General features: G+C 56.7%; 24 protein-coding genes. 11 read left to right on the top strand and 13 right to left on the bottom strand.

What is annotated here, in order from left to right; genetic code table 11:
- The first annotated feature begins 238 nt into the window (after window positions 1-238).
- Entirely contained in the window at window positions 239-1,060 is an 822-nt protein-coding gene (locus JS530_RS09010; protein ID WP_214376831.1) for an AzlC family ABC transporter permease, read from the top strand.
- Window positions 1,057-1,392 (top strand): branched-chain amino acid transporter permease, encoded by a 336-nt coding sequence (locus tag JS530_RS09005; RefSeq protein ID WP_214376830.1) that lies wholly within the window; start codon window positions 1,057-1,059, stop codon window positions 1,390-1,392. Before JS530_RS09010 ends, JS530_RS09005 begins: the two co-directional genes overlap by 4 nt.
- A 60-nt stretch (window positions 1,393-1,452) precedes the next feature.
- On the opposite strand, the gene JS530_RS09000 is transcribed toward JS530_RS09005, so the two are convergent.
- The 3 genes from JS530_RS09000 to JS530_RS08990 form a co-directional block, all read right to left on the bottom strand.
- A complete protein-coding gene (locus JS530_RS09000) occupies window positions 1,453-1,980 on the bottom strand; it encodes a low molecular weight protein-tyrosine-phosphatase (protein WP_214376829.1) in 528 nt (175 codons plus the stop codon).
- A gap of 60 nt (window positions 1,981-2,040) precedes the next feature.
- Window positions 2,041-2,703, bottom strand: a complete 663-nt coding sequence (locus tag JS530_RS08995) for a dihydrofolate reductase (RefSeq protein ID WP_214376828.1) — start codon at window positions 2,701-2,703, stop codon at window positions 2,041-2,043.
- 109 nt (window positions 2,704-2,812) lie between these two features.
- The gene (locus JS530_RS08990) at window positions 2,813-3,613 is read right to left on the bottom strand and encodes a thymidylate synthase (RefSeq protein WP_214376835.1); all 801 of its coding nucleotides are present in this window, start codon (window positions 3,611-3,613) and stop codon (window positions 2,813-2,815) included.
- A gap of 264 nt (window positions 3,614-3,877) precedes the next feature.
- Between JS530_RS08990 and JS530_RS08985 the strand changes: the two genes are divergently transcribed.
- The gene (locus JS530_RS08985) at window positions 3,878-4,291 is read left to right on the top strand and encodes an OsmC family protein (protein WP_214376827.1); all 414 of its coding nucleotides are present in this window, start codon (window positions 3,878-3,880) and stop codon (window positions 4,289-4,291) included.
- A 276-nt stretch (window positions 4,292-4,567) separates the two neighbouring features.
- Here JS530_RS08985 and JS530_RS08980 read toward each other — a convergent pair whose 3' ends face one another.
- The 3 genes from JS530_RS08980 to JS530_RS08970 all read right to left on the bottom strand — a co-directional run bounded on the left by JS530_RS08980 (window position 4,568) and on the right by JS530_RS08970 (window position 7,705).
- Window positions 4,568-5,605, bottom strand: coding sequence for a universal stress protein (locus JS530_RS08980; RefSeq protein WP_214376826.1), 1,038 nt, complete (start codon window positions 5,603-5,605; stop codon window positions 4,568-4,570).
- Window positions 5,606-5,848: 243 nt separating this feature from the next.
- Window positions 5,849-6,559, bottom strand: a complete 711-nt coding sequence (locus JS530_RS08975; RefSeq protein WP_214376825.1) for an NlpC/P60 family protein — start codon at window positions 6,557-6,559, stop codon at window positions 5,849-5,851.
- 192 nt (window positions 6,560-6,751) lie between these two features.
- Window positions 6,752-7,705 carry a CHAP domain-containing protein gene (locus JS530_RS08970; RefSeq protein WP_214376824.1) on the bottom strand — a complete coding sequence of 318 codons (954 nt, stop codon included), beginning with the start codon at window positions 7,703-7,705 and terminating at the stop codon, window positions 6,752-6,754.
- 222 nt (window positions 7,706-7,927) lie between these two features.
- Here JS530_RS08970 and serC point away from each other — a divergent pair, with 222 nt between their 5' ends.
- Window positions 7,928-9,070, top strand: coding sequence for a phosphoserine transaminase (gene serC / locus JS530_RS08965; RefSeq protein WP_214376823.1), 1,143 nt, complete (start codon window positions 7,928-7,930; stop codon window positions 9,068-9,070).
- An 86-nt stretch (window positions 9,071-9,156) separates the two neighbouring features.
- Entirely contained in the window at window positions 9,157-9,411 is a 255-nt protein-coding gene (locus JS530_RS08960) for a DUF2530 domain-containing protein (protein ID WP_214376822.1), read from the top strand.
- An 87-nt stretch (window positions 9,412-9,498) separates the two neighbouring features.
- Here the strand turns inward: JS530_RS08960 and JS530_RS08955 are convergent, their stop codons facing one another.
- Window positions 9,499-10,692, bottom strand: a complete 1,194-nt coding sequence (locus JS530_RS08955) for a sensor histidine kinase (protein WP_214376821.1) — start codon at window positions 10,690-10,692, stop codon at window positions 9,499-9,501.
- A 196-nt stretch (window positions 10,693-10,888) separates the two neighbouring features.
- Between JS530_RS08955 and phoU the strand changes: the two genes are divergently transcribed.
- Entirely contained in the window at window positions 10,889-11,563 is a 675-nt protein-coding gene (gene phoU / locus JS530_RS08950) for a phosphate signaling complex protein PhoU (RefSeq protein ID WP_214376820.1), read from the top strand.
- A 168-nt stretch (window positions 11,564-11,731) separates the two neighbouring features.
- Here the strand turns inward: phoU and JS530_RS08945 are convergent, their stop codons facing one another.
- From JS530_RS08945 to JS530_RS08925, 5 genes are all read right to left on the bottom strand, one after another.
- Entirely contained in the window at window positions 11,732-12,472 is a 741-nt protein-coding gene (locus JS530_RS08945; protein ID WP_100493512.1) for a phosphoglyceromutase, read from the bottom strand.
- Between the two features lie 72 nt (window positions 12,473-12,544).
- Entirely contained in the window at window positions 12,545-13,540 is a 996-nt protein-coding gene (gene menA, locus JS530_RS08940) for a 1,4-dihydroxy-2-naphthoate octaprenyltransferase (RefSeq protein WP_214376819.1), read from the bottom strand.
- A gap of 42 nt (window positions 13,541-13,582) precedes the next feature.
- On the bottom strand, window positions 13,583-13,918 hold the full coding sequence (locus JS530_RS08935) for a helix-turn-helix domain-containing protein (protein ID WP_214376818.1): 336 nt from the start codon (window positions 13,916-13,918) through the stop codon (window positions 13,583-13,585).
- Between the two features lie 171 nt (window positions 13,919-14,089).
- Window positions 14,090-15,481 carry a VirD4-like conjugal transfer protein, CD1115 family gene (locus JS530_RS08930; protein WP_214376817.1) on the bottom strand — a complete coding sequence of 464 codons (1,392 nt, stop codon included), beginning with the start codon at window positions 15,479-15,481 and terminating at the stop codon, window positions 14,090-14,092.
- A gap of 153 nt (window positions 15,482-15,634) precedes the next feature.
- Window positions 15,635-16,672 carry a hypothetical protein gene (locus JS530_RS08925; protein ID WP_214376816.1) on the bottom strand — a complete coding sequence of 346 codons (1,038 nt, stop codon included), beginning with the start codon at window positions 16,670-16,672 and terminating at the stop codon, window positions 15,635-15,637.
- Between the two features lie 309 nt (window positions 16,673-16,981).
- Between JS530_RS08925 and JS530_RS08920 the strand changes: the two genes are divergently transcribed.
- The 5 genes from JS530_RS08920 to JS530_RS08900 all read left to right on the top strand — a co-directional run bounded on the left by JS530_RS08920 (window position 16,982) and on the right by JS530_RS08900 (window position 22,390).
- Entirely contained in the window at window positions 16,982-18,139 is a 1,158-nt protein-coding gene (locus tag JS530_RS08920) for a hypothetical protein (protein ID WP_214376815.1), read from the top strand.
- Window positions 18,132-19,085: a hypothetical protein gene (locus tag JS530_RS08915; RefSeq protein WP_214376814.1), complete on the top strand. Its 954-nt coding sequence runs from the start codon at window positions 18,132-18,134 to the stop codon at window positions 19,083-19,085. The genes JS530_RS08920 and JS530_RS08915 overlap by 8 nt, the downstream gene beginning before the upstream one ends.
- A gap of 132 nt (window positions 19,086-19,217) precedes the next feature.
- A complete protein-coding gene (locus JS530_RS08910; protein WP_214376813.1) occupies window positions 19,218-19,979 on the top strand; it encodes a zinc ribbon domain-containing protein in 762 nt (253 codons plus the stop codon).
- 113 nt (window positions 19,980-20,092) lie between these two features.
- Window positions 20,093-21,304 (top strand): zinc-ribbon domain-containing protein, encoded by a 1,212-nt coding sequence (locus tag JS530_RS08905; protein ID WP_214376812.1) that lies wholly within the window; start codon window positions 20,093-20,095, stop codon window positions 21,302-21,304.
- A 27-nt stretch (window positions 21,305-21,331) separates the two neighbouring features.
- Window positions 21,332-22,390 (top strand): zinc ribbon domain-containing protein, encoded by a 1,059-nt coding sequence (locus tag JS530_RS08900; protein ID WP_214376811.1) that lies wholly within the window; start codon window positions 21,332-21,334, stop codon window positions 22,388-22,390.
- A 73-nt stretch (window positions 22,391-22,463) separates the two neighbouring features.
- Here the strand turns inward: JS530_RS08900 and JS530_RS08895 are convergent, their stop codons facing one another.
- The gene (locus JS530_RS08895) at window positions 22,464-23,480 is read right to left on the bottom strand and encodes a hypothetical protein (protein ID WP_240541167.1); all 1,017 of its coding nucleotides are present in this window, start codon (window positions 23,478-23,480) and stop codon (window positions 22,464-22,466) included.
- Between the last annotated feature and the right edge of the window lie 136 nt (window positions 23,481-23,616).

Genomic DNA, 23,616 nt, shown 5'->3' with positions numbered 1-23,616 from the left:
CGTTCTCATAGACCCAGCCCACCACCGGAACGCCCCTATTTTCCCGCCGGGAAAAATAACACCCCGACACGCCTACTCGCACAAGGCCAAACCCCGGGTATAAACACCACAAAAGTTCCTATAGCCCTCATGTGCAGTTGTTATGCCTGCCCGATGCAGCGAGCCGGTCACGGTTAGCCCACCATCGCGAGCGCAGCACAACAGCCGGCGCATCCGAACAATCACAGCGGGGAAACGTATGGCACAGGAACACACAGCATCAGCCGAATCAACACCTGTCGCAACCGCAACGCTCCCCCAACGCCCCGGCAAGCGCCTTGCAGCGTTCAAGGCCGCGTTCCCGCTCACCGTGCCCATCTGCCTGGGCTTCCTGTTCCTCGGCGCCTCCTACGGCATTCTGATGGGCACCAAGGGCTTCTCGTTCGTATGGCCCATGTGTATGAGCGCGTTCATCTTCGCCGGTTCGATGGAGTTCGTCACCGTGAACCTGTTGCTGTCCGCGTTCAATCCGTTAGCCGGCTTCCTTTTGGCCCTGATGGTGAACGCCCGCCATCTGTTCTATGGATTGTCGATGCTCGGTCGGTTCAAGGGCCTTGGCTGGAAGCGCCCGTACCTGATCTTCGGCATGTGTGATGAAACCTATGCCGTGAATTCCACTGCCCATATTCCCGACACCGTGGACCGCGGCTGGTTCTATTTCTGGGTGACCGCGCTGAATCAGTGCTATTGGGTGATTGGCGCCACGGCTGGCGGCATTATCGGTTCTCATCTGCCGTTCGACACCACCGGACTTGATTTTGTGCTGACCGCACTGTTTCTGGTGATCTTCCTCGATCAGTGGCTTGGCGGTAAGCATCGTGAGCGACTGTCCGCAGTAATCGGCGTGCTGGCTGCACTCGGCTGCCTCGTGGTTTTTGGTGCCGATAATTTCATGATTCCCGCAATGATTACCATGCTCGTACTGTTCACCGTGCTGCGCCCGCATCTGGATACGCTGAACATCCAGCCGACTCAGACCACCGACAACGCCACGGCCGGCAAGGAGGATCATCAATCATGACTATGACCGTATGGCAAGGGGTGTTCACCATCGTGGCCGTGGCAGTGGGTACGATGGCAACCCGGTTCCTGCCGTTCATCATCTTCCCGGAATCCAAGGAACCGCCGCGATTCATCAATTATCTTGGCTCGGTATTGCCGTATGCCATGACTGGTCTGCTGGTGGTGTATGCGCTGCGCAATACGCCGATTCTCACCGGCTCGCATGGTGTTCCCGAACTGATTGCCTGCGCGGTGATTGTGCTGCTGCACTGGTGGAAACGCAATATGCTGCTTTCGATTGCTGGCGGCACGATTGTGTACATGCTGCTCGTACAGCTGGTGTTCTCATAACGCAGTAAGGCTCCCCGCAGGGAGCCTTACTAATAATTCTTAGCTTTGTAAGCCAGCGACTCAGTCCTTCAGCTGCTTCTCCACCCAATCGACGATGTAGGGCGCGACCTCTTCAATCTGATCGATGGCGACCTCGAACTCGTGAGGTCCACCGTACCAAGGGTCGACCAAATCAATCTGATCCTCACGGCCGGGTTTTGGCTTCGGCAGATTCGGATCGAAGCTACGGTACATGTGCACCTCAGCACGCTTGCCGGCCGGCAGCATGCGCAGCAGCGCGCGCATGTGCGAAGCAGTCATCGGCAGGAACAGGTCGGTTCGATTGATTTCGTCGCGGGAGATGCGGTGGGCGAAATGATCACGCGGAATCTCGTCGCCGTACCCACGTTCGCGCAGCACGCGCACGGCACGCGGATCGATCGGATGGCTCCACTCCTCATCCGATACGCCGCTGGATTCCACGTTCACCTTGTCGCCTAAGCCGCGTTCATCGAAGAAATGGCGCAGGATAATCTCTCCCATAGGCGAGCGGCAGATATTGCCGGTGCACACGGTCATTACGGTATAGGGATGGGTGGTGTTGCTCATCGTTACTCAATCAATCTTGTGTCGGGCTTGCAGCAGTTGCCGCTGCAAGCCGTGGGGTCACTACTTGGTTTTGGTGAGGATACGGAACTGGTAGGATGCGATGCCGCAATCCGGGTTGGCAGGCTTGAGCTGTTCGCTTACCTCAGTCTCACGCCACAGGCCGGCTTCGACCAATGCGCGCATGTCCGGCGCATAGGAATCAGCATCAACCTCGGCATCTAGTACGGTCACATATGCCTTGTTGGCAAACGGCAAAGCTTCGGCAAACAGCTGTGCGCCGCCGATGACCCAGATTTCAGAACGATCCAAGCCATCGTCCGGAATCGCCTCCTGACGTGCCAAATCAAGCGCATCATCAAGACTGGTGACCACGGTCGCACCGGGAGCGGAATACAACGGGTCGCGGGAGACCACAATATTGTCTCGGTTCGGCAGCGGACGGTACTTCAGTCCCAATGATTCCCAAGTCTTGCGACCCATGATCACCGGATGGGAAACAGTCAGCTCCTTGAAATGCTTCATGTCCTCGGCACAATGCCATGGCATTCCACCGTTAAAGCCGATGGCGCCCGGGCGACCTTCTTTGTCGCGGGCTTCGGCCCAAATCAAATTCACCGAGAAGGTCTTGGGAAAATCGTCTCCCCAATCCTCCTCACTAGCAGACAGCCCGGCAGACCCGGGCTCGGGTTCGTGATAGCCGCTACGGCTACTGTCATGCTCCATTTCGCTTTACTCCTCCTGGATTCAACGGAACTGCGCCTTAGTGTAGTTGATATGTCAGACGGCCCCGCACTACAAGCGGGGCCAAAGGCGGCAGATTAGCTGATATCAATCAGACCGCAACAGGCGCCTTAATCGTGGGGTGATGCTGATAGCCCACGATGGTGAAGTCCTCGTAGCTGTAGTCGAACAAGGAATCGGCCTTGCGAATCTCGATCTGTGGATATGGGTAAGGCTCGCGGCTCAACTGCTCAAGCACCTGTTCGATGTGATTGTCGTACACATGGCAATCGCCACCGGTCCAGACGAATTCGCCCGGCTGCAATCCCGCCTGCTGAGCCATCATCATGGTCAGCAGCGAGTAGGATGCCACGTTAAACGGCACACCCAAGAACATATCGCACGAACGCTGGTACAGCTGGCAGCTGAGCTTGCCGTCAGCCACATAGAACTGGAAGAGCGCGTGGCATGGCGGCAACGCCATGTGCTCCACTTCTGCGGGATTCCACGCGGACACCACCATGCGGCGGGAATCCGGGTGGTTCTTGATCAGGTCCATCACATTGGCGATCTGATCGATGGTATGGTTCGGATCATCCGGCGTAGGAGCCGGCCACGAGCGCCACTGCGCGCCGTATACCGGACCCAAGTCACCGTTCTCGTCGGCCCATTCATCCCAGATATGCACGTTGTGTTCCTGAAGCCATCGTACGTTCGTGGAACCTTTGAGGAACCACAGCAGCTCATACGCCAAGCCCTTGAAGAACACCGTCTTGGTGGTGAGCAGGGGGAAATAGCTGGAAATATCAAAACGCATCTGCTGGCCGAACAGCGAGATGGTGCCGGTTCCGGTGCGATCGGACTTCAGCGTGCCTTCGGTCAGGATCTTGCGCACCAGATCCTCATATGGCATGGGAATGTCGGTCTGCGGACGTGCGGGAATACGTGCACGAATATCTGCGAGCTGTTCTTGAGTCAAAGCCATGCCCACCATGGTAGCGAGAGGGGCAAGACCAGTGAATCGCCTTACGCGCCCGACTGGCATGACTGATATGACCCGCCTACCTTGCCTGCAACACGATTACGCAGCGAATGAGCGGCTCATGGTCGAATCATCAGCCTCGAGGCATAATGGAATCGTCAATCAATGCCATGAGATGCCGTAAGGAGGCACACTATGGGTAAGCGACTGTGGGTAGAGCGTAACAAAGATGGTTCATGGGACGCGTTCAGCGATGATGGCGCCCATATCAAGTTCGGCAAGGATCGCGGCCAGTTCACCCCTGGCGATTTGATGAAGGTGGCTTTGGCCGGCTGCGCCGCGCTGTCCAGCCAGTTCGCCATCGAACACACGCTCGGTGAAGGCAAGGGCGCCAAGATTGTGGTTGACGGCTCCTATGACCCTGAGAACGACGCATACACCGGCTTTGAGGAGCAGGTTGTGGTGGATGCCTCCGATGCCGGTCTTTCGGATGAGGATGCCGACAAGCTCAAGGAGCGCATCACCCGTCATATCGATAAGGGCTGCACCGTGAAGCACACCTACGTGCAGGAGACCCCGGTGCGCATGAACGTAACGATCAAGCGCTGACGACTGGACTCAACCGTTCAAAGGACTCAGACCGTTCAACGAATCCAACCGTTCAAAGGACTCAACCGCTCTCAATAACAACTGGGCTGTAACGAGCCGACAACTCAGTGCGGTAATTTCTCAAAATTTTCCCTAATCTCGAGAAATTACCGCACTGACGGTTGCTAAGCGCGGTGATTTCTCGAAATAAAGCCATTGCCCGAGAATTTACCGCACTGAGGCTGTCTCAGCGCGGTAAATTCTCGGGCAATGGCGATGTTGTTGCCTTATTACGGCTTATTGGCGGTCAGGATCGATGGTCTTCTCGATTTCCTTGGCGACTTCCGGCTCAGCCTTGACCACCGGAATCTCCTCGACACCGGCAATCTCCTCCAACGACTTGGTAGGCACTTCGGCCGGCGAGCTCGGCACGGTATCCAGACGGGATTCCGCAGCCTCAACATACTTACGCGGCACCACATAGACCGGACCTGCGGCATGCTGCAGCAAGCCCTGACTGGTGGAGCCCAGCAGCAGGCCGGTGAAGCCACCGCGGCCACGGGAACCGACCACCACAACGTCGTGATCGTAGCTGGCCTTGGTCAATGCGCTGACAGCCGGACCGGACACAATACGCTTGTTGATCTTCAGGTTCGGATGGGATTCCTGCAGCGGCTTGATGCGCACTTCCAAATCATCCTCATAGGACTTCATCACATCATCTTCGCCATCCACACCCTTGAGGTTCGGCACAGCGGAGAGCACGTCGAGCTCGGCACCCCAGATAGAGGCGAAGTCAGCGGCAATATCCAGAGCCTTGAGACCCCACTTGGATTCATCGGAACCGACTGCCACCTTGGTGATGGTGTTGTTCAAATGCATCAGGTTGCCGTCGTCGTCGGTGTACGGCACGACCACAATCGGGCAGTAGGCGTAAGCCGGCAGTGAGGAGGACGTGGTGCCGAGCAGTCGCTCAGCCAGACCACCCTTGCCGCGGTTGCCAATCACAATCAGATTGTAGTTGCGCGAGAGCTCCACGAACACAGATGCCGGATCTCCGGTAACAATCAGCGTGGCAGCCTCAACACCCTGCTCATCAGCGATGGCCTTGGCTTTGGACAGAATCTCCTGGGCATCGGAATGCGCGGCGTTATCATCCCCCATCGCCGTATAGGTTGCATCAAATGAGACTGCAGCATAGCTGGGCAGGGAATACGCGCAGACGATCTGCAGCGTGAGCCCGGCATGCTTGGCATAATTCGCGGCCCACCATGTTGCTTTGTAGCTGGCATGCGACCCGTCAACGCCGACGAGAATGGCCTTGTCGTTAATCATGACGACCTCCTTGAAGTTATTGCGGCATCAATACCGCACAGTTCCAACAATACCCCGCGACACTCGAATGTGGCGGTAATGCGAACGCGAAAATTATCACATCCTTGTATCCTCTGCGCATCACCTGCTGGACTCGCATGCTCGTCAGACGCTGAATCCGCCACTATTGCAAAAGGCTCTGTACAGCATGGAATCCGCCGCACAGAGCCTCAAAGCAATAAGGTGAAGAATTAATCCGTTTCCTTACGGAATACGAACCACAGTAGTAAGCAGGTTCGCTTGCATATCTGCCAAAACCACGTTGTTGCCCAACCAACCGCCGTGGATGGCCTTGCCGTTGCCAACGTAAAGCGCCACATGATCGTAGTGTGCGCCACCGTTCGCGCCGTTGGTGTGCTTGTAAATCAGAATGTCGCCGGGCTGCAAGGAACCATCAGTGACCACTTGACCACCAGGAACATTGACGTAGTCCTCAGGCCAGCCATGGAAGTTGATGCCGCGTGCAGCCAGAGCCAGAGTTACCAGCATGGTGCAGTCCATGTGACCGCCGATAAGCGAGTATGCACGATCGATGGATGCCGCAGCAGCGGCAGAAACGTTGCCATCAGATTCCTGATACGTAAGCGTGGAACGCGATTCACTGCGGCTTGCCGCCTCAGTCTTCGCTTTTGCCGCAGCATCTTCCCGAGCCTTCTTCGCCTCAGCGTCTTTCTCAGCCTGCGACTGCGTCTGTGGGACGTTCAGGCTTTCGATATCGCCAAAGCTGGAATCGCTATCAACCTCAGTGGATGTGGCTTCAGCCGTGACGTTCTTACGAACCTGACTGTACGACGGGAAAGACTTTGTGGAGGTGACGGTCCCTTCCTCGGCTGTTGCAGCCGGGGCAAAGGCAAGCAGGCACGCAGCCGCCACACCAGCGGCGACAACGGAGGAAACTGCGGAATTAATCTTCATAGAACCCTTACTGTACACCGACGCTCACCGCAATGAGTGAAAAATATCGGCGTCGACTTATGAAATACCCCACATACATCGGCGTGTCGCCGTACAAGCACGACAAACCACGCATATAATTGTGGATTTTCACTGATAGAAAACTGAGAAAACACTGACAATCGGGAATCCGTCAATCACGGAACCCAGCGATCAGTAGTGAATGAAATGCAGCTGCGCGACCTTGTCGGCGGAGAACGAACGATTGGAAATCACGCCCAGACCCTTGGCATTGGATTCGGAAATCTCAATCGAGCCGTCGGCATTGATCTTTTCCACGATGCCCACGTGACCGTACGTGGCATCGGCACCTTCCTGACCAGGCTGGAACACCACGATGTCACCCACGTGACGAGGCGTGCTGTCTACCCAATAGCCATACGACTGCGCCATGGAAGTCCATGACATAGCATTACCGAAGTTGCTGCCGACCGGAAGGCCCAGCTCAATACGACGCTTGGCCGCATACCAAGTGCACTGACCCCACGGGTACAGATTGCCGGAGGTACCGGTTTCGTGGTTTGGATTGAATCCAGCGGGAAGCAGACCCTGATCCTTATCCATCAAGGCAGAGACCACAGCGTTCTTCGCCACGTTACGATTCATCAGATTCGTATCCAGAGCGGCGTCGGAGCTTGACAAACCGCCCCAATCACCTTCTGTGGAAGCGGAGGAGACCGCGGAAGTGGCGGTCAAATCGGTACGCGCCTCAGAACGAGAGGCGGAACTCACATCGCTCACTCGTTTGATCTGCGTAGTGGTCGTGGCGTTATCGGCAAGCGTCAGATCCTCATCGGTGTTGGCAAACGCCATGGCACCGGCCGCAGTACCCACCAGCGCGGCAAGCGAAGCGGAGGCCAGAATATGGCTACGACGCTCGGCTGCACGGGCAGCCTGACGAATGGAACGACGAGTCTGCGGAGCGATCTCGTTGATCTTCGCGGCGACTGCGGGATCAAGACCCAGAACAGCCGCATCACTACCGGCGGACTGCACGGCACGAACCGCACGAACCGTGTGCGAACCCCTCCCAGAGGCGAATAGCGCCTTCGCTAAGCTGAACTTCTGGCTCGAGACCTTGGCCGCTTTATGCGAAGCATGCTTCATACCGAATAACTCCTTGGTTGGGTTGACAGTCACATCAACGATTCCGATGTGCCTGTTCCGACACTGCCCACTACTCTACAACGCATATGAGTCATTTGGTAATCGAATAATGAATATCTCGGCGTGTCAAACCGGTTCGATATCGTTTTTTTGATACGCCGTCAATCCGAAACCCGAGCAGGTTCACTCATTATTCTCTTACTCTGATTACCCTAGTTTGCTGTGACTATGACAGTAAAGATTCCTGATTCCTTGAAGCCCGAAGACGGCCGTTTCGGCTCCGGCCCCAGCAAAGTACGCCCAGAGCAGATCGCCGCGCTTGACGCCGGCGCCACCACACTGCTGGGCACTTCGCATCGTCAAGCCCCGGTGAAGCAACTGGTCGGCTCGATTCGCGAAGGATTACATGATTTCTTCCGCCTGCCCGACGGCTATGAAGTGGCTCTTGGCAACGGCGGCGCAAGTGCCTTCTGGGAAATCGCCTGCGCCTCGCTGATCAACCGCCGTGCCGCGTTCGGCACCTACGGCTCGTTCAGCGCCAAGTTCGCCGCGTCCGCGGCCAACGCGCCATTCCTGGAGGAGCCCGCAATCTTCTCCTCGGAGCCCGGCACCTATCGTCTGCCGGAACTGACCGAAGGCGTCGACACTTACTGCTGGGCTCATAACGAAACCTCCACCGGCGTCGCCGCCCCCGTGCACCGCATCCCCGGCAGCAGGGAAGCCGGAGCATTGACCGTTATCGACGGCACCAGCGCAGCCGGCGCACTGCCAGTGGATATCAGCCAGACCGACGTGTACTACTTCTCCCCGCAGAAGGCTTTTGGCTCCGACGGCGGCCTGTGGGTCGCCATCCTCTCCCCCGCTGCCATCGAACGCGCGGCCAGCGTGGAATCCAGCGCACATCTTGACGGCGCACGCCGCTGGGTGCCGCCATTCCTCTCCCTGACCAGCGCTCTGGCGAATTCACGCAAGGATCAAACGCTGAACACGCCTTCCGTGGCCAACCTCATCATGATGGAGAATCAGGTTCGCTGGCTGAACGATAACGGCGGCTTGGATTGGGCCACCGCACGATGCGCCAAGTCCGCCTCCCTGCTGTATTCCTGGGCGGAACGCAGCGACTATGCGCAGCCGTTCGTCTCCGATCCGGACGCACGCTCCCACGCCGTGGTCACCATCGATTTGGACGAACGCGTGCAGGCCAATCAGGTACTGGCCCTGCTGCGCGAAAACGGCATCGTGGATTGCGCCGGCTACCGCAAGCTCGGCCGTAATCAACTGCGCGTGGGCGTGTTCCCCTCAGTCGAGCCTTCGGATGTGGTGAATCTGACCAAGTGCATCGACTATGTGGTCGAGCACCTCTAGAGCGACCCATCACCATGCCAACAGCAGCACAGGAACTGTAGTAAGGAGCAACGTTTGACGTTCCTCCTTACTACAGTATGGTGACTATGAAGTTTGCGCCCATCATCGACCCCGCCGTCCGCAAGCCCGCACCCAAACCGGTGCGGGTTGATTTGCGTAAGGTTTTCGGCATCGGTACCGGTTTATGGGCTGCCGCACTCGTCATTGTGCTGATACTCGTATCGCTCGGCCATGCCACGGAATCGCTGATAGTTGTGTGTGCCTCGGGCGTCATCATCGGCCTGCTGCTGTTGATTTGGGAGTTCTTCGACCGCTGGGATTATCGCCGTCTGGGATTGTAGTTATAGCATCTGTTGCTGCAACTACCGCAGTAGTCATGGCTGATTACTGCGAAGTACCAATAACTATGATTGATTACCGGGCTCTGACTACTGCGCCAATGGAAGGCTCAGCGTAAACGTACTGCCCTGCCCGGCGGCACTCCACACCGAAACATCCCCATGATGGGTCAGCGCCACATGCTTGACGATGGCAAGGCCCAAACCCACACCATCGGCCGTACGCGCAGTCTGCGAAGCACCACGGTAGAAACGTTCGAAAATACGGTCCTGATCTTGCTTGGCAATGCCGGCACCCTGATCAATCACACGAATCAGCGCACGGTCACCATCCTTGGACAGCGACGCGGACACACTGACCACACCGTTGTCTTTGGAGTATCCGATGGCGTTCTCCACGAGCTTGGTCACCGCACTATCGATCTGATCGGCCAGACCGTTGATGACCAGCGCATCATCGCCCTTCAATCGAAGCTCGACGCCAGCCTGCTGGGCTTCCGGCTGTAACCGGTCGATGGTGGCGCGCAGCTGGTCCATCACATTGAGTCGATTCGCGGACGATGGGGTAATCGGTTCCTGCGCGCGAATCAGCAGCAGCAGATCAGAGACCATATGGTTGAGCTTGGTACAGCTGGAGCGCACTTGGCGGGCATCGTCGGTGATGCGTTCACGATTAAGATCGCCATGCTCCAATGAGTCCGCCAACTGGGAGAGTGCCTGCGTAGGCTTGAGCAGCTGTTCGGAAACATTGGTGATAAAGGAATCGCGCACTTGACCGAAACGGACGATTTCGCTGACATCCGCAATCAATATGATGACGAACTTGTCGCTGATTCGCGCCACCGTGACCTTCAGCCAATTCGGGCGCGTTACGGACTGTGCGGTGACGTGCTCATTGCCGCCATGCTCCGCAGCATACCGTTCCGGCGTGCTGGTGGTCAGATCGAACTGGCGTTTGCCACCGGATTTCCGTGCCTCGTGAACGGCATCCAGTACCGTGGCGTCGATAATGGCATCCTCTTCGACCACGCCCAAGTGGTAGGCTGCAGGGCTGCAGCGCACAACGCCATCGTTATCGTCCACCACAATGGAGGTTCCCGGCATCATCGACAGCAATGCCGCGGTGTCGTCAGGCAGGTCATCGGTGTCTTCATCGTCATCATGTGCGAAATGCAGCGTCACATGATGGGTGGCGATGCCGATGCCCACTCCTGCGATAATCACTATGAGTGCAACAGACAGAACAATGAGAGCGATAAGCGCAGCGAGCGGCAAGTGAGTCATAGTTGTTATTGTCCCACACTCGGCGTGGCGAACAGCACATATTGCCGCGGCACGCCGATAATATGAACTGAGAGTGAACAACCCAATGAACAGTAGAACAACTTGAGGTTGCGTTTGTCTACGTTGCTGTAGCACTCAACCCAAGAAATAATAAACTAGTACAGGTTGCACAACGCAAGTATGAAAGGCTAGAGAAATGCGCGTTATTTTCAACGAGGAGCTGAAGCAGGTTGCTGACGACCTCGACCATATGGCGCAAGATGTCCGCAAGGCGATTAACGGTGCCGGCGAAGCCCTGCTCAAGCAGGATGTCGAAGCTGCGCAGACCGTGATCGACGGCGACATCGAGATTGACGCCCTTGAATCCTCCGTCATCGACCAGTGCGTGAAGCTGCTGGCCAAGCAGAACCCGGTGGCCACCGACCTGCGCGTGGTGGTCTCCACGCTGCGTCTGGCCTCCACCTTCGAGCGTATGGGCGATCTCGCCCGTCACGTGGCCGAGGCAGCTCGCCGCACGTACCCGGCTTCCCCACTGCCAGAGTCCGCTCAGCCGGTGTTCGCAGAGATGGTCGACTTCCTGAACCACACTGCAGACGAGCTGGTCAACCTGCTGAATAACCGCGATGAGAAGCACGCGGAAAGCATCATCCTCAACGATGACAAGCTTGATGACCTGCACCACAAGACCTTCGAGCTGGCTCTCTCCGATGATGTGACCCGTCAGCAGACGGTGGACATCGTGCTGCTGGGCCGCTTCCTGGAGCGTCTCGGCGATCACGCCGTCTCCGTGGCACGTCGCGTGGCGTACATCGTTTCCGGTTTCGATCCATCCAAGAAGCCGACCCGCGATGAAGGCACCGACATCGACTGATCGATAATTCAAGACCTATCCCCTAGGGGATGCCCGAAACGGCGATCCGGTTACGACTGGACGCCGTTTTCTTTTTGCCGGTACAACGCTCACCGCACCGCGCGTATACGAAAAGGGACCGCACATGATTGTGCAGTCCCTTGATGTCTTAAGCGCTAGCGCTTCAGATCACTTCTGGCCCTGAGCGGCGACGGCAGCGGCACCGGCAGCGGCAGCTTCCGGATCCAGGTACTCGCCACGCGGCTTGATCGGCTTGAAGTTCTCGTCCAGCTCGTACAGCAGCGGGATAGCGGTCGGGATGTTGACTTTGGCGATCTCTTCCTCGGACAGGTTATCCAGCATCTTGACGATGGCACGCAGGGAGTTGCCGTGAGCGGCGATCAGCACGGTCTTGCCAGCCTTCAGCTCCGGCTCGATGGCGGACTTGAAGTACGGTTCAACGCGCTTGACCACATCGGCCAGGCACTCGGCTTCCGGAACCGGGTCGCCCACGTAACGCGGGTCGTGGTTCTGGGCGTACTCGTCGTTCGGATCGATCTCGGGCGGCGGGGTGGCGTAGGAACGACGCCACAGCATGAACTTCTCGTCACCGTACTCTTCACGGATCTCGGTCTTGTTCTTGCCCTGCAGAGCGCCGTAGTGACGCTCGTTGAGACGCCAGTTGCGCTCGACCGGAATCCACAGACGATCTGCGGCATCCAGGGCGATGTTGGCGGTGTTGATGGCGCGACGCAGCAGGGAGGTGAACACGATGTCCGGAAGGACGTTCTTCTCCTTGAGCAGCTCGCCGCCACGCTTGGCTTCGGCTTCACCCTGTTCGGTCAGCGGTACGTCGACCCAACCGGTGAACTGGTTGGTTTTATTCCATGCGCTCTGTCCATGACGGAGCAGTACTAGTTTGTAAGACATATGGCCAGTCTACCGCCCAAAGTCGCCAAATGCGAACATTCATCTTATGTTTTGTGCATCGAAACCATAACACTATGCAATCACTGCGGAAACCGCTGCCACGACGGCAAACAGCAGCGTCTGGAAGCCTGCGTCGCTCAGCGCCGTGCGGAACTGATGCTTCGGCACGCTGGAAACCATGCGAATCGGCACGGCGATGCCGGAAAGCAGCAGGATGCCTCCCCACGGCATCCACAGGAACATGCATAGGAACAGTCCAAGAGCCCAAGCGGCAATGCAGCAGACCATGAGCAGGATGGTGGCGCGCCGCTCCCCCATCCGCACTGCCAAGGTGCGCTTTCCATGGTCGCCATCAGATTCGATATCGCGCAGATTGTTGACCATAAGCAGCATCACGGCGTTGAGTCCGCAGCAGATGGCTGCGGCCACACCGAGTGCGTCAACAGTACCGGCGAGCGCATACTCGGTGCCTAGTACTGCGGCGAGTCCGAAGAACAGGAACACTGCGATTTCGCCGAGTCCGGCATAGCCATATGGATGCTTGCCACCGGTGTAGAACCAACCGGCAATCAAGCTCAGGGCACCGACTGCCAACAACCACCATGCGCCGGAAATCAGTACCGCTGCCAGACCACAGATCGCGGCGAGCGCTGCGGCAATGCCCGCTGCAATCAGCACATGCTTCGGCGGCACTCCCGAAGCGACGAGTCGCTGTGGCTTGGTGCCGCGACTGCCCGGTTCCAATGCTGCGGCCGTGTTCGATTCCGCAGTGTCGCGTCCTTCATCGGTACCGCGCACGCCGTCGGAGTAGTCGTTGGCGAAGTTGACTGCGATTTGCAGGAGCAGTGCGACGAGCATGCACAGTATGGCAACCGGCCAGAAATGTGTCTGCAATGGCTCGACTATGGCTCGATTGGCAGTACATTGCGCGGGCTCGGGATAGATTTCGATGCAGGTGCCGAGCTGATTGATCACGCGCGATGCCAATGCCGCGCCGACCAGCACCGGTGCGATGGATGCGGGCAGGGTCTTGGGGCGTAAACCGCTGAGCCATAAACGTAAAGTCATGCTTCTCAGCGTAGACCATGCAATAGCTACGCGATGGAATAGCTACACGGACAGGCTGCGTTCCGACTCCTCTGCATCGTCGCGGCTGGTGCGCAGTGCCAGTGCGGCGCGCTGAGCGTCAGCCGTATCCAATTCCGCTTGCGCTTCGTACTCCAGTCCGGCAAAGATATCGCTGACGTGCACGCCCAAGGTGCCGGCGAGCGCATACAGTGTGGCGAGTTTGGGCGATCTTCTGCCCTGTTCGATGTAGCCGATGGACACACGGTCCATGTCCAGCTGTTCGGCCAGCTGCTCCTGCGATAAACCACGGGATTTGCGTAGCGTCTGGATGCGGCGACCGACCGCCCAGAGGAAGCGCTGATAACTCGTGGTTGACATGGTGACCATTGCAATGCAGCGGCCACCATAAGTCCACTAACCGGCAGTTAGCATTTTTGCTGATTCCGCCGGTTTTACCCTCGGTCGCGGGCTTGGATGGGCTGCAACCGTTCACCACCACGGCTGCAACCCATCACAGCCGCAACCCACCACCCATAAAGGCCAGCCGCCTCACTCGGCTTCGGGGCCCGAGGAGGCCACGCGCCTACCTGCACCCATCAGGATGCTTTCCGCTGCGGCCACGATGTCCTCGGACTCGCGTGCCAGGCGGCGGCCTTCCGGCGTCTCGCCGTACAGCGGGTGGGTGGCGATGTCGTAAGACGCCGCGAATTCCGGTTCACGGCCGCGCTCGAACACGTAGACGCGGTCGAGCGGCATCCGCATCACCTCATCCAGCTCGCAGCCGATCCTGAGACTGATTTGCTGGGCGGTGTTCACATCCTGCCCGCCAAGGTAGAGCCAGTGGTCGCAGTTGTTGGCGATGCTGGCGGCGGTCGCGGCACCGTACATGCTCTCCAGCTGGGTGAGCGACTGGAGAATCACGCTCACGGCGATGCCACGGGAGCGGATCACTGCGATGACCTTGTCGAAGTCGGGGATGCGGCAGTTCGTGGCGAAGTCGTCGAGGTAGATGCGTACCGGCACCGGCAGCCGGTTGCCTTGGCACTGCGTGTCGGCGTAGCGGCATAGCTGCTGCAACGCCTGCGTGTAGAACAGGTTGACCATGCGATCCATCGAACGGTCCGTGTCGGAGACGTTGACGAACACCGCCCAGTGGCCTCGGCCCAGCTTGGCGAAGTCGATGCGCTCGGAACGCGTGAACATTCCGGTTGCACCGCGGAACGCCATCGGCGCGAGCTTGGATTCGAGGATGCCTCGGATGGAGGAATCCATCTTGTCCGCCCGCTGCGAAGCCTGGATGGCTTTCCAACGGCGGGCGGTCATACCTTGGGGGTCAATCTGGCATATTTCGTCCATCATGACCGGGATGGATCCCTCGTTCATCACGCTGACCATGCGCTGCACGGTGGCGAGGTTCTGTTCTTTTTTCGGCAGACATTGCATCGCGTAGGCGATGAATGCGGAGAGGTACATGGCGCCGGCCTGATCCCAGAATGGGTCTTTGTTGTTTTCCACCGGGCTGATGGCGGCGGCGATGGCGGTCACGTCCTGCTCGTTGAACTCACCCTCCGGGCTGGTGCGGATGAAGTCGAGCGGGTTGTAGCCAATCATTCTTGCGCCCGGCGTATTGCACACCGGGCTCGGCCCCCAGCCGGCCAGATCGGTGAAGTCCACGCACACCACGCGGTATCCGTGGGCGGCGAGCACCGGACCGATTTCGCTGACCAGGTTGCCCTTGGTGTCGGTGACGATGATGGACTCGTTCATCTGCAGCAGGTTGGGCTTCACGTACCCGCGGGTTTTGCCGGCTCCGGATGGGCCGATGATCAGGTCGTTGTTGTTGAGGTGGGAGACGCGGGTGTTGTTGGAGGCGGTGATTCCTGCGGCGAGGATCCGCTCGCCCAGGGTGGAAGATTCAACGGTATTGATGATTGTGCTCATAGAATGCTCCTCTCAGTTGATCAACACGACTAGAAACGGCAAGAAACGACAGACATGCCCGTAAGGCCGGGCCCGGTTGTAAGGCCGAGCCCGGCCACGGGGCAGTCCAATAGGCCAGTGAGCCGGTGCGACTCACTGGCGGCGGCAGCGCGGTCAGGCGAGACGGAAGTCGGCCATCTTCGCCAACGGCGCGATGATTGCGGCAAGATTCACGTCCGCGTCCCCATCGCCCATCGGGCGAGTGGTGTTTCTCTCTTCTGTTGTCCAATACGAATCAATCGCATTGGTTTGTATTAAGGACGCCTCGCCCAGCAACGGAAATGCGGGCACGTCCAACTGTTCGGTTCTGGCGAGCACCACCCGCCGTATCCGCGCCACCGTGGTGACGCCTACGAGCAGCGAGCAGCCCTCGAAGTAATCGGCGAGCGGCAATCGTCGCAGCGAGTCGAGCAGATTGTCGCTGCGCAACCTACTGGTACGGTCGGCCTTGTTGAGGCTTTCCCGCAAGCGCTGCTCCAGCGGAATCCGCGGAATCCGCGGAATCCTAGGAGCTTTACCACCCTTGGATTGCGATGGCTCGGTAAACCCGACCCATCGCTGTTCATTTTTCTTGCGGTGTTCCCGCCGCCTTTCGCTGGCCTTGGGGTCCAGTCCCAGCGGACGGACGAGACACTCAACCGCCTCGCCAATCTTGCCGGCGGGCTCACTGTGGGCCGGCGTGTACCACAGGTTGTCGGCGTCGAGCCGCAGCAGCTTGCCGCGCAGCAGTCGGGCCAGGCTTGCCACGCTCATGTCTGGGCTGACCGTCACCTCCTGCCCGGCGGTGTCGATAGCTTCAACAGCCGCTTTGAGCTCGTCGTAGAACGACGTCCATTGGTTATTCAGGTGCTCATCCAGGTCGAAATCCTTGAGATCAAGGCCATCGAAATCGATGTCCGCCAAATCACCGTCCGAAAAGTCACCGTCAACACCACTGGCGAAATCCGCATCTCCTTCCTCGCTCTTCCGCTGCGGTGGGTGGACCACTATGTCGAGGGCCACAGCCGCGGCACAGTATTCACGAAGTGGCATGCGGGCCACATCGCGAATCACCGACGCCGCATAATCGGGGCTGGTGTGCCGGCAATTCGTCAGCCTACGGAATCGATCTTCCAGCGGAACTCGAATCAGTGTGTTACCTCCTGTGTGCATGGAATCCACCATCATTCCTCTCGTGCTCAACGGCTTCAGGTCAACACCCCAAACCGTCTCCGTATTCCCCGGTGGACATGAATGTATCGCCCGCACGCTGAATCCGTGCGTAGAATCTACGGAACTTGACGATGGAGCCAACCGTGAGGCCAACGCTGGAACACGACAACGAAACCTCACCGTGGCAGTCCAGAGAGCAACCCGTAGCGCGGCAATCAGAAACCGTAGATACTACGCTGGAGTGATATCGCATTCTTTTACCATGCACATACCGTCAACGAAGTTCTTTACGGAAAGGAAAAGAGCGATATGAACGCCAGAGTGGATCAGATTCCGGCACAATATCTGGCAATGCGCATCAAGCAGCATCATGATTGCAATGAAATACGGCAATCGGTGCACGACGTGACCAGGATGCTGCTGGAACTGGCTGATTGGACCATTGCGGACGCGGATGCGAACGCCGCGAGCCGCACGAGCAGCGAACGCATCATGCGCAATGTTGAGACCATGGCACTTGGTCGGTATGCGAAACTCCATGATTTGGCTACACAGTGCTGGAATGATGTGAACGGTAGTGGATACGACTACGATCTTGCCGATCCTTTGGCATATGAGATCAGCCAGTTCATCGCTGATGCCGAAGATGTGCCAGGCAGCAACGCGATCATCAACGAAGGTGTCTCTGCAAGCACCATAAACCCAACTGAGGCAACCGTGTTTTACGATGCCGCCTTGTACTGCGCAGTCGCCTTCCTGCTGATGCGCGCGGATTCGTTCACCATGGCCGACCTCGCGAACCTTTGCTCACCTGAAGTGTTCACGCCAATCAACGACATCGGCGAGATCGACGCCACGAACGAATCCTGCGGACGCTACGGTTACGAGGTGACCCGCGCGGATGCGCACGCATCATCGGATGCGCAGTATCAGCAGAAACTCCCCGCATCCAGCCGGGTGCTTGGTCTTATGGATAAGCTGCCGGATGATCTGACGTGGTGCGGGGCGAACGAGCTCGGCGAAAACGAACGCGACGAGCAATACTACTGGAATCATGACAAGCCGAACGACCCGGACTGGCATACGGTGTTCGACTCCCAGAAATATAACAATGCGTACGCCACACTCAGCAAGCATGTCACGCGCCACGATGATGACTCCTGGCCGATGGGCCGGTATTTCACGCCGAATTCCGGCGACGAGCTGCCGACCGCACTCCCCCGGCTGGTGGATTTCGCCATGGATATCGCCTTGTGTGATCTCAACGTGGCATTCCCCGGCACCGACCAGCTCATACCATTCATGACCGATTTGGATCGTCTGCGCCGGTTCGTGTGGAAGAACCATCGCGCCGCGGAATATGGCGACACCGTTGACTTCGACCGTATTATGCAGGCGCTCGGCAGCTTCCAACGCCGCACTTGGGTCAGGACTACGCACACAGCCACTGGAGGCAATCATGACTAATCCTGATACTGCTTACGATTTCGCCGATGATCTGCTCTCACGTCTCAGGGATGATTATGCGATCTGCGAGCGCAACGACAAAGTAACGGATTCCGTACTGTTCATCTACCATCGCCAACTGCTTGAGGAATCGGGCACCACGTTCGACCCTGATGATTCGCAGATGGTGGCCAAACTACGCCGGCAATGCCTGAACTATCTGGACAATCATGGTTACGCGTTGACGACCGCACATCGCAGCAATACCAAGCGCAAGCCGCGCGCCAAGGACAAGTCACTGAAGCTGATCAGTGCGTTGTGCGCCGAGCGTGGGCTTCGTTTGAGCGATCAGGCAGCGCGCGGCGGTAGTGCCAGCGCCGCACGCTCCGCACGGCAGCAGTCACTGCACACGCCTGAGCCGAATGCGGGCAGTGCCAGTGCGGCGGGCTGCAATGCGTCCGCTGACGATATTGTGCGACTGTATGCGCTGATTGCCGATGATGAACAATACAACGAAGTGGTGATTCCGTTGCGCTGGGATTCGCGCACGGGTGCCGCATTGTATCTGCTTGGACGCTCGTGGGTCACTGATGTGGTGACCCACGATACATCCAAGCAATGCTTCTTCGTCACGCTGATTCCGCGAGACGTGCGCGCGGATGCTGATGGTTCTGAGGCGGCGCACGCCGGGTTCGCTATAGGCATCGGAACGGACAGTGATGCGGCCAAGCAGGTGTTCACTGATTGGGATGAGGCATTGCAATGGTATCGTCGGCTGACTGAGGGCTGGTTGACGCACGAGTTCACCTATGTGCATAACAATGTGATGCCGCAAGGCTGCCCGGAATCATTGCGCCAGTTCTTTGAAGACAACGATCCGCTGCTGGATGACGAGTCCTGGCATCTGACTCCCGCCGAGGAGCGTGAATATCAGGAGTTTCTGGCCAGGCTGCATCATGATGCTTAGGTGACACTGGGCGGCGCATTTCCGTAAATTCTACGCGGCCGTACTTTGCCGTGCTCTTACAGTGACAATATCGCCAATCACGAATAGCTGCTGTGCTAACTTTTAGTTAGCAACCCTAGAAAGGATATTCCTATGTATTGCACGAGTTGTGGGCAACCGAATAAGGATAATGCAAAGTTCTGCACCTCATGCGGTCAGCCGCTCATGGCCGATAATGTCGCACCATCAGGTGCGCCTGCGCAGCAGCAGCCCGTTTTCCAACAGCAACCAATTGCACAACAACCAACCCCTCAGCAGCAGCCCGGCTTCCAACAGCAGCCTATCCCCCAGCAACAGCCAATCTGGCAGCAGCAGCCTGCTCCCCAGCAGCAACCTGCGTGGCAACAGCAAGCCGCAAATTCGATTAATACCGAACAGCTCAAAGCACAGGCCGGAAAGGCCACGGCACAGGTCACTGACTTCATCAAGAAGATGGATGACACCAAGGTCGAGGTCTCCGGTCATAAACTCAGCCTGATCACCGTAGCCGCACTTGTCGGGTGTGTATTGACCGTTATATCCCCATTCCTGCCCTATGCGCTGAAACAGACTCTGATGGACACCAGCGATGGATGGGTGTTCCTGATTATTCCAGTTGTTGTCGCAGCACTGGTATTACTTCGCAAGAACTTGCCGGCCGCAATTGTTTCGGCAATAACCCTATTCATAGCTATTTATGATTTGCAGCACGTCAGCCACAGCCTAGGCGCAGAAATGATGCAGTCCGGCGCCTATCTGGTCATCGTCGGAACACTCATTTCGACAGCGGCGACGGTCATAGCTTTCATCAACGATCTTCAGACAAAGAAGAAGAATCCACCGACGGCGCCGAAACCACAGATGCCCCAGCAGTAACTCTCGCACACCCCTTGATGATTGGTGCCGGCGAACGAACGTCTAACAGCAACGCCGGCACCGTAACCACAACACAACAGCTATTAGACACATCGCCAGAGAAGAGGCACATCATGTTCTGCCCGAAATGCGGAGCACAACATAATCCTGGTATCAAATTCTGCCCGCGTTGCGGCACTCCCCAACCGCAAGTGATGAATACGGCAGCGCCAAGTGGGCCCACTATTCCACAGACCTCCGCCCAAGCCCCTCAAGTTCCTCTTCCTCCGCGACGGGATACGGCATGGCAGCAGCCCGTTAGTAGGCAGCAATATACCGCCACACAACAGCCGGCTGCACCTCAGTACACTACCCAACGATCAGCCGCCCCAAACAGCGCGATGCCTACGGCTGCACAGACGGCACAAGCCATAGCCAAAAAGTCTTTCAACGGCAAAATGAAGTATTTGCTCATTGGAGCAGCCGCACTCGTTATGCTCTTTATCCTCGGTTTTCTGCTCCTACCAGGGGCGAAAACCACCAATAGCGGCAACGGTGAAATCGGCAATACGCAATCCCAGAGCAAATCGTCGTCGGCCTCACCACTCAAGGTAACGAACCTGCATTCCAAACAATCCACTTGCACATATGGCACTGAAGATACCAAATGTTATATCGTAACCGCAACCGTTCACAATACCTCGAATGAAATATATTTGGGAACTCCTCTGCTGGATTATAGTTTCACTGCAACAAACAACTACGGCGAGAAAAAGTCCTACACAGCAACAAACGGTGATGTTCACCAAAGGTATGACGGAGTAGGTCTTGATATTATATCTGGATGCATGGTTGCTACCGGCGCCGGAGACACTTGTGCCTTTGCCCCCGGCGAGCAGCGAGAAATGACTTTATACGTACCGTATAACGGTAACGCCAGCAACAACTTCGCGCTCACGAAATTCACGTCGTTAGTCTTCAACAAGGTTAAGGGCTCGGATACCATTGACACTGTTCAATTATCCGATATTGATTTCAAGGATGTCTCCGTCAAAGATTATGACACCGGTGGCCAAATACTATCCTTCTCCCTCAACAATCCAACAAAGCACTACTGGTGGGATGCAGCGGTGAACTACTCGCTCAAAGTTGATGGCAAACCATATCTGAGCGGCAATACAACGTGCGTCGCTAGAAAGGATGCCACAATCAAAGGCGTTAAGCCGCACGGCTCTTTCCCATGCAATGGACCCAACAGCCTTGAGAAACAAATCGTCCCAGAAGGAAAGATATCTGACATCAAAATAACGAATTTGATTGCATATATCGACAAAGACGCTGAGTAATTCCCCGAATGTAAGGAAGGAACCATCATGTTCTGCCGGTATTGTGGGCAGCCTAATCAGCCCGAGGCAAAATTCTGCGCACACTGCGGTAAGGCGATCCTGCAGCAACCAGCGGCACCGACAATCCCCATGCCACCAATGCCGGCAGACACGGCAGGTACGTCAACTCCCCGTATGGCGCCGCCATTAGCCACTCCCGTCAACCAAAAACGCTCACGAGCCTTGCTCTACATTATCTTGGCGGCCGCAATGGTCGTGGTACTCATCATTGGCGGCGGCATCGTACGCAATATAACATCCAGTATCGGTATCGGTAGTCAGTCCAGTGGAATTGACCCGGTGCCGGCGGGCAACAGTAGCGAGAATGTCAGCGTATACGGACTGAGCGTCAAGAAGGCGAAATTCTATGACGCATACGATGTCGGCAGAGGTGCCGTAATCGATGGTCCTCCCACCGATGGCACAGTCTTCACCTTCACCATTGACAATAAGAACAGCACGTCGAAAGAGGTGATTATTAGTATGAAGTACCAATACCAGTACACCGATAACTACGGCGAAAAGCGCAACGCTACAGACGAAATCGAGAGCAATGATCTCATGTCGTCCTATAGCACCAGTGGGAAAGTCTACTTCGCAGCGCCCAATACCAAGCAGACGATAACGGCATATTATCCGGCTCCTTCAGACGCAAGCGCCATCAACGACAACGCCGCCAGCGATTCGTCAATTGACATCACTTCCGCGACGATAACCAACATCACCGTCGCAAGCAGTACCCCTGTTCTTGCTACAGACCAAATTGAAACAACGCTCAAACCGGGAAAAGACGGGCATAGCGTGTGGGTGGAGGGGACAATCACCAACAACACTAAAGACAAGTGGCGGTCCGCAACACTGTATTACGAAATGACTTGGGACGGATACCCAGTTATCAGGGCATATACAGACTTGCAATACCTTGCTCCAGGCGCCAAGAAAGATATAGATGATGGGGTAATCCTCACCAAAGAAGATCCCACACTCACGCTTCGTCCAACGTATCTGCATTATCAAATCGACGACGAGCAAATCGACGACGAGTAGTTTGCCACTGAACATAATTGTGGGGCTGTTCCTCAATTGAGGAGCAGCCCCACAATGTTATGCAACCGCTTTGTCACTCCACAACGCGGTCGTAAATCACCGAGGTGACCTTCCACTCGACTTTGTGTCCTTGCTTCTCATAATCGACCACATAGGACGGAATGGTTGTTCTGCACTCGCCTGACTGCCCCGGCTTGAGATTATCCTGCATGCGGCACGGCTGCACGGATCCATTATCAAAATACGGATGTCCGTCAACAATATACATGACGTTCACATTCGCATTTCTCCATTTGGCATCACTGGAATTCTTGACCGATGCCTGCAGATATGGTTCCTGGCCCTCTCCGTCAGGCTCCTTCTCCTCAAGGCTGACTTTCCAATCCTTAGATGGTTGCGCATAGGAATCCGCATCCGCTTTCGAACCGGTGACACCTTCGACCGATATATTGGAAACCTTCACAATCCTCTCAGGATCATATTGGAGATAGAAGTCAACATCGCGCTCCTCGTTGGCGCCCAACGGCACTACACCGTTGGTATCACCGAGAGTGACTCCGAAAATCTTAAAGTAATTGCTGTCAGGGACGCCACCCTTTTCATCGGTGACCGACATACCATTCATGACGATAGTCCGAGACTGCGAATCACCGAAATCATCCTTCACCGCGTAGGTAATCTTCGCCTTCGGACGGACCTCGATAGGCTTATCCAAGTTGTTTTTTATTGTCATCGAAATCTTGTAGGCATCAACCTTGCCCTCATCCGTATACCAGTAGTAATCCTTGGAATACGAGGATTCCACAACTTTCGCGATACCGCCGTTTTCTGAATCGCCGTCGCCGGACAGCGTACCGGAATTATCAGGATCCGTAGTACCGGAATCGGAAGATGCATCACCGGTTGACTTGTGCGTCGATTTCGGCTGAGCTGAACTGACTGCAGAGGAGTCACTGGCGGAATTGGACGTTACCCTTCCTGCCACGAATGCTGCACCAATAATGAGCAGCACTACAACGATTGCCGCAATAATAAGAATCAGCTTGGCTTTACCCTTTTTCTTGCCATTGGGAGCACCGGCATTAGGCATGCCTACATTAGGAGCAACACCTGAAGCTCCCGGAACTCCCGGCGCTGTCACGGGCGCTGCCTGCGGCACAAAGCCCTGAGGAGATACGTTTGGCGCAGCAGGCATAGGTACCTGCGGCATTGGCGGCATTGACTGA

The organism is Bifidobacterium colobi (genome assembly GCF_018555455.1).
Taxonomy (GTDB): Bacteria; Actinomycetota; Actinomycetes; order Actinomycetales; family Bifidobacteriaceae; genus Bifidobacterium; species Bifidobacterium colobi.
This window is presented reverse-complemented; position numbering and strand designations above follow the sequence as displayed.